The 11768-nt window shown below is 37.1% G+C and carries 12 protein-coding genes and 1 pseudogene; all 13 read left to right on the forward strand.

The window, feature by feature from the left end:
- Positions 1–6: 6 nt before the first annotated feature.
- A pseudogene (locus HZR21_RS02870) lies at positions 7–270 on the forward strand (hypothetical protein); the annotation flags it as partial.
- Positions 271–608: 338 nt separating this feature from the next.
- Entirely contained in the window at positions 609–1109 is a 501-nt protein-coding gene (infC, locus tag HZR21_RS02875) for a translation initiation factor IF-3 (protein ID WP_180746225.1), read from the forward strand.
- A gap of 28 nt (positions 1110–1137) precedes the next feature.
- Complete coding sequence (gene rpmI, locus HZR21_RS02880; RefSeq protein WP_003140675.1) at positions 1138–1338, forward strand: 50S ribosomal protein L35; 201 nt, start codon at positions 1138–1140, stop codon at positions 1336–1338.
- 59 nt (positions 1339–1397) lie between these two features.
- Entirely contained in the window at positions 1398–1757 is a 360-nt protein-coding gene (rplT, locus tag HZR21_RS02885; protein WP_003140672.1) for a 50S ribosomal protein L20, read from the forward strand.
- Between the two features lie 177 nt (positions 1758–1934).
- Entirely contained in the window at positions 1935–2486 is a 552-nt protein-coding gene (locus tag HZR21_RS02890; protein ID WP_180746227.1) for a helix-turn-helix transcriptional regulator, read from the forward strand.
- Positions 2487–2660: 174 nt separating this feature from the next.
- Complete coding sequence (locus HZR21_RS02895) at positions 2661–3197, forward strand: FeoA family protein (protein ID WP_180746230.1); 537 nt, start codon at positions 2661–2663, stop codon at positions 3195–3197.
- Positions 3190–5292 carry a ferrous iron transport protein B gene (gene feoB, locus HZR21_RS02900; protein ID WP_180746232.1) on the forward strand — a complete coding sequence of 701 codons (2103 nt, stop codon included), beginning with the start codon at positions 3190–3192 and terminating at the stop codon, positions 5290–5292. Before HZR21_RS02895 ends, feoB begins: the two co-directional genes overlap by 8 nt.
- The gene (locus tag HZR21_RS02905; protein WP_219605561.1) at positions 5289–5423 is read left to right on the forward strand and encodes a FeoB-associated Cys-rich membrane protein; all 135 of its coding nucleotides are present in this window, start codon (positions 5289–5291) and stop codon (positions 5421–5423) included. The genes feoB and HZR21_RS02905 overlap by 4 nt, the downstream gene beginning before the upstream one ends.
- Before the next feature lie 92 nt (positions 5424–5515).
- Positions 5516–5881 (forward strand): ArsR/SmtB family transcription factor, encoded by a 366-nt coding sequence (locus tag HZR21_RS02910; protein ID WP_180746234.1) that lies wholly within the window; start codon positions 5516–5518, stop codon positions 5879–5881.
- Entirely contained in the window at positions 5874–7982 is a 2109-nt protein-coding gene (locus HZR21_RS02915; RefSeq protein WP_180746236.1) for a heavy metal translocating P-type ATPase, read from the forward strand. Before HZR21_RS02910 ends, HZR21_RS02915 begins: the two co-directional genes overlap by 8 nt.
- 351 nt (positions 7983–8333) lie before the next feature.
- Positions 8334–9197, forward strand: coding sequence for an Rgg/GadR/MutR family transcriptional regulator (locus HZR21_RS02920; RefSeq protein ID WP_180746238.1), 864 nt, complete (start codon positions 8334–8336; stop codon positions 9195–9197).
- A gap of 420 nt (positions 9198–9617) precedes the next feature.
- Positions 9618–9938, forward strand: coding sequence for a hypothetical protein (locus HZR21_RS02925; RefSeq protein WP_180746240.1), 321 nt, complete (start codon positions 9618–9620; stop codon positions 9936–9938).
- Between the two features lie 156 nt (positions 9939–10094).
- A complete protein-coding gene (locus HZR21_RS02930; protein ID WP_180746242.1) occupies positions 10095–11768 on the forward strand; it encodes a bacteriocin-associated integral membrane family protein in 1674 nt (557 codons plus the stop codon).

Here is an 11768-nt window from a genome sequence, read left to right on the forward strand (position 1 = left end):
CCCACAGTATCAATTGATGCACCGATAGGCGTTAGTGGTGCGATTGCAATCCGAGAATTGATGAAGAAAAACGAAAAGCTAAAAAAATCAGCACGTGTTAATAATCGAGCAGATTTTAAATTCACTTTTGAAGATGAGATTGATAAAGCGTTAACAGATGGCTATACACAAAATCAAGATTTCTTTGGTATTCTACTAAATAATAATAGTTTAAAAAAAAGAATTGCCCAGATTTTTGTAGATGATGTATATCAGAGCATGCAAGAATAAAGAAATAAAAAATAATCAACTAATTCTATTGACTTAACCACAAAAACTATGATATACTAGAGAAGTTGAAAAGCAGAAAGCCCCCGCTTTCTCGCCAATATTGCGTAAGCTACTTGGCATGGAAATGAATTTATTCTCTGGATTCAGAGTTGATTTATAGCGGGCTTTCTACGGAAAGTCCGTTTTGTTTTTCAATGGAGAAGTTGGCTCATTTAGCCAGCAGAACATTTACAGTAATTGAGTTTTGGTTACTTGACTTGATAGTTTGCTACGAGTCACGTAACCGTCTCAACATCTTTAAGACAAGGAGAACAATCATAGCAAGAGAAAGAGTTACAATGAATCAGGCGATTCGTGCAAGCGAAGTTCGTTTGATCTCGGCAGATGGTGATCAACTCGGTATTACACCGACCAGCGATGCGCTTAATCAAGCGATGGACCAAGATATGGACCTCGTATTGATTTCAGCGCAAGCAACACCACCTGTTGCCAAAATTATGGATTTTACAAAATTCAAGTTTGAGCAAAAGAAAAAACTGAAAGAACAAAAGAAAAATCAGGCTGTTGTCACAGTCAAAGAAGTTCGTTTGTCTCCAGTTATTGACCAAAATGACTTTGATACAAAATTGCGTCAAGCAACTAAGTTCCTTGAAAAAGGCAACAAAGTTAAGGTATCTATTCGATTTAAAGGTCGGATGATTACCCATAAAGAAGTTGGTCAAAAAGTCTTGGACGATTTCGTTATCGCAACCCAAGATATTGCCCACGTTGAACAACGTGCCAAAATGGATGGTCGTCAAATGTTTATGCAATTGGCACCAGGCGAGAAAAAGAAATAATACTAAAATTTTAGAGGAGATTTGAGAAATGCCAAAACAAAAATCACACCGCGCTTCAGCAAAACGTTTTAAACGTACTGGTTCTGGAGGATTGAAACGTTTTAAAGCCTATACAAGCCACCGTTTCCACGGTAAAACTAAAAAACAACGTCGTCACCTTCGTAAAGCTGGTATGGTATCAACTGGTGACTACAAACGTATCCGTAAAATGGTTTACTCTCTTAAATAATAGAGACCTGAATCAAGCATAGACTACATTAAACTAAGATATTATAAGGAGAACTATAAATGGCTCGTGTTAAAGGTGGCGTAGTAAGCCGCAAACGTCGTAAACGTGTACTGAAACTTGCGAAAGGTTACTATGGTGCAAAACATACTTTGTTCCGTACTGCCAAAGAACAAGTAATGAACTCATATAACTATGCGTTCCGTGACCGTCGTCAAAAGAAACGTGATTTCCGTAAATTGTGGATTGCACGTATCAATGCAGCTGCACGTATCAATGGATTGTCATATTCTAAAATGATGCATGGTTTGAAATTAGCTGAAATTGAAGTTAACCGTAAAATGTTAGCTGACCTTGCAGTTAATGACGCAGCAGCTTTCGCATCATTGGCTGACGCTTCTAAAAAAGCTTTGGCTAAATAATCAAAATACCTAAAAAGCAAGCTTCGGCTTGTTTTTTTTGATATAATGGCTAAAAACACCGTATAATTAACTTGTCAAAAACTTTTTGCAGTCATTTCGGGTCAATGACAACTGATTTTGATGGTGAATAGTTGAAAATTATCCTAGAATGAATTTGTCAGAAGGAGGACTAGCAGAATGAAAATTTGTGAGCAGTTGAAAACTTATCGGAAAAAAATGAACCTTTCTCAAGATGATTTGGCAGAGATTGTTTATGTCTCTCGCCAAACGATTTCAAATTGGGAAACGGGTAAATCGTATCCTGATTTGAAAAGTCTACTGTTAATGAGTGATTATTTTGATGTCTCCTTAGACGAATTAGTGAAAGGAGATCTTCAAATGATGAAGGAAAGAGTAGATGCTACAATTTTAAATCATTATTCATTAGGAATGGTTGTCGGGTTTGTGGTCATGATCTTTGGTGCGGTGTTTTATATAAAAACACAAAAAAATATAGGAATGGTGATGACTATTTTAGGGGGCATCATCATGTTTTATTCAGCAATTAAAGCTGAGAAAATCAAGAAAAAGTTGGATATTCAAACTTATTCAGAGATTATGGCTTACATGGAAGGAAAAGAAGTCGTTCGTAGTAAAAGGATGCGTTCTATTCTAAGTGTGGTCTTAAAAATTGTCTTATCTACTATGGTAACGCTTATGATAGTGTATCTAGCTTTATTCCTCTTTTGATTTCAGGTGATTCAAAAATCGAGTTAATCCCTCGATTTTTTGATTTTCTGCAAAATGTCGGAAAATATTTTCAGTTTTTGTCTAAAACCTTTTACTTTTTGTGCTATAATAAATGAGTAAACAAATCATTTGATTTTGATAGTTAAATCTGATATGTATTGATAGCCGAAAGGAATGATGCGTGCTTTTGTCAAAAAGCAGCCTCAAAATAATAATATGATTACATTAACTAGCTGCCCACTCAAGCAAACCTATTTTGTTTCAGAAATTAAAGGTGACCCGGATAGTAGAAAGCATCTGCAAAACTTAGGTTTTGTTAAAAACGCTCGCGTCGCCGTGATGAATCGTGACAAGCATAATGGCGTCATTCTCATTCACAATTCTCGTGTCGCATTAGACAATACCATTTTGGAAAATATTGCATTATCCAAAAAATTGATTGGCCATGGCAACTTAACTAAACTATCATCAGTCAAACCAGGACAGATGGCCATGGTCATTAGTATTGCCGTTGCACATCCGTCAGACCCTGCTGAAGCAGCTATTAAAAGACGCTTGCTAGACATGGGTGTGACACGTGGCACACGGATCTTTGTCAGAAAAGTTGCACCCTTAGGCGATCCGATGGAATTACACGTCAGGGGATACGAACTGACCTTGCGGAAAAATGAGGCGGAAAAAGTAGAAGTGAGTGTACTAGAAAATGACTGAAAATAAACGATTTGCGCTAGTCGGAAATCCCAACTCTGGTAAGACATCAACCTTTAACTTGTTGACAGGGTCTAATCAATATGTTGGTAACTGGCCAGGCGTGACCGTCGAGCGGAAATCAGGTAAATACGTTAAAGATAAGTCAATTGTCATCCAGGATTTACCGGGTATTTATTCCCTATCCCCTTTCACACCAGAGGAAAATGTCACTCGAGACTACCTATTATCTGATGACTATGATGTTGTTATTAACCTCGTAGATGCAACGAATATCGAGCGTAATCTTTATCTAACAACCCAGTTGATTGAGATTGGGAAACCAGTTGTCATCGCCCTCAACATGACCGATTTGCTGGTGAAACAAAACATCTTCATTGACACAGAAAAGCTATCTTATTCACTTGGCGTACCTGTTGTCAATATCTCAGCCCTTAAAAACCAAGGCATTGAAACCTTAGTTGCCCAGAGTCAAAAAGCAACGGCCCCTCAAGTTCAAGTCCATTATGATGAACGCTTTGAGGCGAGCTTAACGGAACTTTCTAATGTCACGCACGTCACAAATCGCTTTGAGCTAATTAAGGTTTTTGAAAATGACGAAAAAATAATTGAACGCGTTGCTTTATCAGCCAAACAAGCTGAGGAAGTCTCAGAAATTATCGCGATTGCAGAAGATATATTTCTGGATGATAGACAAAGCATCGTCGTCAATGAGCGCTACCAATATTTGACAACCTTGGCTGATATGGTTGAGAGTCGGACACAAGGTGTTCGGCTGAATGTGTCAGATAAGATTGATCAATTTGTGACATCGCGTCGTTTTGGTCTACCTTTTTTCCTCTTCGTGATGTGGGCAGTTTACTATGTCAGCATCCAGACGATTGGCACTATGGGAACAGATTTTGTAAATGAGAAATTATTCGGGGAAATTGTCCCACATTATGCACAAAATTTGCTTGATTTTTTAAATATCGCACCAATTGGCCAGAGTTTGATTCTGGACGGCATTATCGCCGGAGTCGGCGCTGTTCTTGGTTTTGTCCCACAAATTTTTGTTCTCTTTATCTGTTTAGGGATTCTAGAAGATTCAGGGTATATGAGTCGCGTTGCTTTCGTCATGGACCGTATTTTCCGTCGCTTTGGTCTATCAGGTAAATCCTTTATTCCAATGTTGATTGCGACAGGATGTGGGATTCCAGGTGTGATGGCGTCTCGGACAATTGAAAATGAAAGAGATCGTCGGATTACGATTATGGTGACAACTTTCATGCCATGCTCGGCTAAATTACCGATTATTGCTTTGGTGGCTGGTTCTCTTTTCCCTAATAATTCCTTGATTGCGCCAAGTGCTTATTTCGTTGGCATCTTTACGATTGTCATCAGTGGTATCATGCTGAAAAAGACTAAATTATTAGGTGGTTCTGTGACACCATTTATTATGGAGTTACCAAATTATCACATGCCTAAATGGTCAAACGTCTTACGCTATGCATTAGATAAAGGTTTGAGTTTTATCAAGCGTGCAGGAACGATTATCCTTGCCATGACGATATTGCTATGGTTCCTAACGACCTTCAATTTCCGCATGCAGGTCGTTGATACAGAGCGATCTATTTTGGCAGGAATTGGTCGAGTGATTATGCCAATTTTTGCACCACTAGGTTGGACTTCTTGGCAGGCGACAGTTTCAACGTTTACTGGTTTACTTGCAAAAGAAACACTCGTCTCGACCATGGGTGTGTTGTATCACGCGAAAGGTGGTGCAGCTTTGAATACTGCCATGCAGAGTAATTTCACTGCCTTATCTGCTTATACCTTGCTCTTGTTTAATTTACTTTGTGCACCATGTTTTGCCGCTATCGGTGCCATTTATCGTGAAATGGGAACAGCAAAATGGACAGGCATTGCAGTTGGTTTTCAATGTGGTATTGCTTACGTCATTAGTTTTATCGTCTATCAGATTGGTAGGACTATTGCTACGGGACATGTCAATATATCCACAGTTTTAGCGATTTTATCTCTATTGCCTGCTTGTTACTTTGTGTTTAGAAAACCAGTCTACCAAGCGCCTAAACTCTCAGAAAGTGTGATTGTATGAACATCCAAACTTTGATTATTTTTGCCCTAGCTATCGCAGGTGCGGGCTATGCTTTCTATAAATTCATCAAGTCACGCGGCGCTTGTGAAGATTGTGGTTGTTCTTGTCCGGTTAAAGAGCAGATAAAATAAAACATATTCAAACGAAAGTTTGAATATGTTTTTTCTTTATGTTAAACTAAAATTAATCAAATGGCGACTTGAATAATAGGAGGCTATATAAAATGCGTGAAGAAAGTTGTGGGATTCCCTGCTTTAATGAAGAGAAAGTAGAGGCAGTCAAAGAAGAACTAGCCGCGTCTGATACATTTGCTATCAGCCAGCTTTTTAAAGTGTTAGCAGATGAACGTCGGTTTAAGATTTTGTATGCCTTGACAAAACAAGAGAGACTCTGTGTTTGTGATGTCGCACTCATCATCGGAGCAACAGTTGCCACAACCTCTCATCATTTGCGTACTTTGAGTAAACAGTCAATTTTGACACATGAAAAAATTGGCAAAATGGTTTATTATCAACTCAGCAATCCAATGATTCAACAGCTCGTGCTAGACGCGATGAACCAAGAAAAAGAGGGGGTTACCTATGGCTGACAAAGAAATACATCATTATCGACTGACTGGTCTATCTTGTACAAGTTGTTCAGCTAAATTTGAGAAAAATGTTCAAGCAATTGAAGGTGTTAGTGCGGCAAAAGTTAATTATGGCGCAGCTAAGTTAACCGTAACAGGACATGTATCAGTTGCCGAGTTGGAACAAGCGGGTGCCTTTGACAATATTAAGGTAAGACCAGAACAAGATACTAACTCTGATACACCACATCGGCAGACTTCTTTTTGGCGTGAAAATCGCAGCCAATTGATTGCGGCGGTTCTGATTATTCTAGCTTTCATTAGTCAATGGTGCTTAGGAGAGCCGCGGTTTCTGTCGCCTATTTTATTTGTTATGGCAATCTTAGTGGGTGGTTATGCCCTATTTATCGAAGGTATTCAAGACCTTATCAAGTTTGAGTTTTCCATGGCAACCCTGATGACAATTGCCATTATCGGTGCTACCTTGATTGGTGACTTTGCTGAAGGCGCTGTTGTTGTTATTCTTTTTGCGATAAGTGAGATGTTAGAGCGATACGCGGCTGAACGGGCGCGACAATCCATTTCAACCCTGGTGAATGTTGCCTCAAAAGTCGCAACCATTCGCCGTAATGATTTTGAGCAAACCATCGCAGTACAGGACATTCAAATCAATGATGTTATGCTGATTAAACCTGGTCAGAAAATCGCCATGGATGGCGTCGTTATAAAAGGTGATTCAACCGTTAATCAAGCTGCCATTACAGGAGAATCCCTACCTGTTGACAAACGAATTTCAGATGAAGTCTTTGCAGGAACACTTAACGAAACAGGTTACCTAGAAGTTCAAGTTACAAAACGTGCAGCAGATACAACTCTTGCAAAAATTATCCAACTCGTTGAAGCAGCCCAAGGTGAACGTGCGCCAGCCCAAGCTTTTGTCGACAAATTTGCGAAAATTTACACCCCATTCATCATCTTGCTAGCGACCTTAATCGTCATCGTCCCACCATTGTTTTTCGGCGGCGACTGGCAGAGATGGTTCTACCAAGGACTATCAGTCCTAGTCGTCGGCTGTCCGTGTTCTTTAGTCATCTCAACCCCAGTTTCTATCGTGTCTGCCATCGGTAACGCTGCGCGTCATGGTGTCTTGATTAAAGGCGGGATTTATTTAGAAGAAATCGGAAAACTTCAAGCCATTGCCTTTGATAAAACGGGTACTTTGACAGAAGGTAAGCCTACAGTAACTGACTTTGTTGTAGTAGATGAACGCTATAATGAACCCGACCTACTTCAAAAAATATCAGCCTTGGAAAGTTATGCGCAACATCCCCTTGCCTCTGCTATTGTAGAGGAAAATAAAAGACGAGGCATCGACATAATACAGACCAGCATTGAAAATTTTCAGTCAATCATAGGACGTGGTGTGCAAGGAGATATTTCAGGTACGACTTACCTTATCGGTAGCCCAACATTATTTTCATCAAACTCAAAAATTACTACCATAGCACAAGCCTTTCACGAACAAAGTAAAACAGTTATCTACTTTGGCACAAGTGAACAAATCCTAGCGGTTATTGCCATGCAAGATTCCGTTCGACAAACGAGTCAACAAACGATACAAGAATTACAATCACTTGGCATTCAAGAGACGGTTATGCTGACAGGAGACAACCAAGCAACAGCGAATCAGATTGCCAAAGAAGTGGGTGTTTCATCAGTCAAAGCAAATCTAATGCCAGCAGATAAATTACAAGAGATTCAAAACTTACAGACGACCTTAGGTCGAGTTGCCATGATTGGAGATGGCGTTAACGATGCGCCAGCTTTAGCAATCGCGAATGTCGGCATTGCCATGGGTGTCGTGGGAACAGATACAGCTTTAGAAACCGCAGATGTCACTTTAATAGGAGATGATTTATCTAAATTACCATTTCTTATCAGACTGAGCCGTAGCACTTTACGAACCATTAAGCAAAATATTACTTTTTCATTAGTCTTGAAAGTAATCGCCTTGCTACTGGTTATCCCAGGTTGGCTCACACTTTGGATTGCCATTCTAGCCGACATGGGTGCAACGATAATCGTTACATTGAATGGTATTCGGTTGCTGCGGGTGAAGTGAAATATAATTAGATTCAGTATCAGAATTAAAGATATAAGAATGTAAAATCGTAAGAGAAATATGTTTTAAGCATTCTAATCTTACGATTTTTTAAATTGATCAAAGATAATACTTAGGTTATCTAATTGAAGAATAATTTAGTGGAAACAGTTTATAAAATATGCCAAATAGTAATCTAGTCTAAAAATTCAATCCATTGAATTTAAGAGATAGCAGTAAAAGTAGATAAAGAAACTTCTTATATGTGAAATTAATTGCTATAATAATTCTTTATTTTTGTATTCTTCTTACTTATTATGGTAGAATTATTAAGAAAGACCTTGTTTTCTTATTTAGATTGGAGGAAAGTGTTTGACAAAATTACAAGAAGAAATGTCTGAACAAATGGAATTGCGTACATTCTATCAAAAAACGCGTGAAGAACGTGGTTATACCTATGGTGAAATTGAGACTGGCTATCTCCATAGTTCTCAAATTTCACGTTTTGAAAAAGGTGAAAGTATGTTTTCGGCTGAGTGTCTTTTATTAGCGATTCAGGGGCTTAACATGACCCCAACCGAGTTTTTTGCTTTGATGCCGACTTATGAACCCAGTAGGTTACATATTTTTATGAAACAAATGAGTGACTATGCTATAACTAATGACATAGAGGGGATGAAAAAGCTATTAAAGCCAAGAGCTAAGAAAAAAATTGATAAAATCTATAATGTCATGGTTAAAGTGGCGATATTTGATTCATCAGGGGAAAACTTAATTACAGATAATGATCGAAAGCTCATTCAAGATTATCTAACAAGTATCAAGCAATGGACACTTTTTGAAATTGATGTTTTTTCCAACTGTTTGGAAGCATTAAGTTTGAAAGAAGCCTATTATTTGGGGCTAGAGATGCTAGATAGTGATGAATTGTCTAATCTATTATATTCTCATGCAGATGTTGTTAAAAGAACTTTAGTAAATTTATATGTCCATATGGTATGTAATGAACAGTACACGCGAGCGAATAGAATTAAGAATGAGCTAGATGAACTTTTGGATGCGTGGGATATGGAAGGGAAAATTATAGTTTACATTTTTGAAACCTTTTCTAAATTTAAACGTGAAAAAAGCTCTGAACTTTTCGAGGAGATACAGAGCGATATTCAGGTTTTAAAAAAATTTGGTATCGTAGATTTGGCTAAACGAATAGAGATGTTTATGGCAAAGGAACACTAAGTCCTAGTTATTTCATCTGTAATCATTTAGTAAAGATAAGTGAGCGTAAAAAATCTAACATACAATTTCTCCTTTCGTTTTACTTGATAGCTTTATTATAGCATCAGAAAATATCTCAAAATGCAAAATTGAGAATCTGCAAGGGTAAAAGAATTAAATTGATAATTCTCAGGACTTTAGCTTTAAATCATGAGAATTATCATTTTTTGTTTTAAAGTCAAGAGAATATACAATTTTTATCATCTTTTATCATCAAGTCATGCAGATTCTCAATTTTTGAAATTTAGGGATTTTTATGTAGTAGAATTAGCCTTGTAAGTTAGTTCGAACGACTTTCAAAACTTAATTGTTTATCTTTCTCTACTTTATTTGTTTTGAGTGGGGGGATAGCATGCTAATGACAAGATAGAAGGAGTCAATATGACGAAAATTAAAAAAATTACAATGTTAATAGTTGCAGTAGTAACATTAGGTGGAGCAGTTGTTGGAGGAGGGAAAGCATCCGCAGCCACTGATTATCCTCATCCTTGGGCTAGAGATAAATGGGATCACAACATAAGCTTAACAAACGTCAGCTCGTCTTATAAGAATTGGTCTATGTCTGGCAAAGCAGATATTGTCAAAAATAATAAAGTCCAAACTGGTGGTTGGAAAGGTGCAGGGCAAACTAGTTCCATTAGTGTTGGACACCTACCGTGGGAAATCACAAGTACGCCAGAGCCTTGGTGGGAATACCAATAATTTGTTGATTTTGTAGACTTCAATACTGCATGTTCAATCAACCGTAAAACCAAAATGTTTGACATAATTCATATGTGAATTTTGGTTTTATACTTGTTTGAATATCAATCTGTTGAAAAAATATCGTCATCTACTTTTTAGGAGTGAACATTTGATATGAAGAAAATCTTACAAAGTAAGTACCTAATTATTTTTATCGCTACATTTTTTCTTGGCTTGCTATCATTTGTTCAAGTGCGAGAAATTAAGTCATACATCGTCTATCCGGCATCGGAAACCCTATCGATTAAGCAAGTCGATGATATGAAATCTAACAAAGATTATTTTAAAATCTTAGAACAATTTGCTGTTACGCATCATATAGAGTTATATTATCCTGTTGTGACTTCAGGCAAAACAGAAACCTTTACTTTTGGAAAAGGTGAAGATTTGACAAAGTTAAAGAATAGTTATGTGGTTGGTGGCTATTGGTCATCGGACAATCTGAGTCAATCTGATTTAGATTTTTTGAAAAGTAAAGGTATTATTTCTGAGAAATTTCCAGCCTTTTCACCTCAAATGTCAGGTTTATCACTCTTGTTTAGTGGTTTGAAATCTTTAATTACTTGGGGAATTATCATAACTTTTATAACAATCTTAACGTTGTTGAAACTACTGAAAAGTAAGGCGGTAATTATCAGAAGAAGTTTAGGTACTTTAAGAAAATATGCTTTGATAGAACTAGTAACGGATATTGTGAGTTATCTAGTGTTTAGCATGAGTATTTTTACACTTGTTGGCGTTTTAAATGGTGGATTAGTTTATACCAATGTTTTTTCAATGGTGATTGCTTTATTTCTAACGTTATCAATCGTCATTATCATCTTACTTATATTGGCCAATTTATTATTGTTTTTGGTTATTCAATTTTCAAACCCGATTTCAATTTTCAAAAATAAAATACCTAATAAAGGCTTTTTAGGTATTCTATCTGTTTTAAATATATTCATCCTTATTATTTTTGGGACATCCTTAATTAAAACTATCAAAACAATTCAGCCGATTTATGAAGCCTATCATAGTATGAGTCAGTGGCAAAATTACCAAGATTATCTGACTTATAGCCGTCATGGTTTAGATAATCCAAATAATATCGATACAGACCATCGTTTAGATAAAAATCAAATGGCGGAAGAATTGACCTATACACGAAAATGGGCAGCGTTCTATCTGGCTTATCCTAAGGATAAGGTCATTACCAATCTGCCATTGAATTGGCAGGTTGAGGAAGTGGCGAAAAACGCTTATAGTTCGCAAAATACACATATTGTGAATTGGCAATTTTTGAAAGAAAATCAAAAAATGGGTTATCTTGAAAAAATGTCAGAGCCCGCTGAAAATTATCTTTATACAATATATTTACCAGAGAAATATGCTGATGAGCGAGGTAATTTGGCAAAACTATTGGATATGGGAGAGTTAAGCCTAGATAAGACGATTAGTCGGTTTCAATTTATAACAATCAAGAATGGGCAGGAAACGTTTCAGTTTAATTCAACGATTGAAGGTCAGGCTGTTCCTGAACAACTCCAAAAGGATCAGATATTTGTTGTGGTGAACACGGCATTACTTGATATGAATAACATTGTAGCAGCTGATTTGCCACGCGCCTTATCGGAGCAATCCATTTTTGAAAGGCATGATTTTGATGCTATTGCAAAGCAAACAGATGTTCAAAAAGGTATTTTAGATACGACAAACGTTTATCAACGTATGTCAACTTATGTGACTGAGTTGTTTAATAGTTTATTAGCGAATGCTATCTCACTTGTTCTATTGTTCATTTTTTAA

It is taken from the genome of Pseudolactococcus laudensis (assembly GCF_013449735.1).
Classification (GTDB): Bacteria; Bacillota; Bacilli; order Lactobacillales; family Streptococcaceae; genus Pseudolactococcus; species Pseudolactococcus laudensis.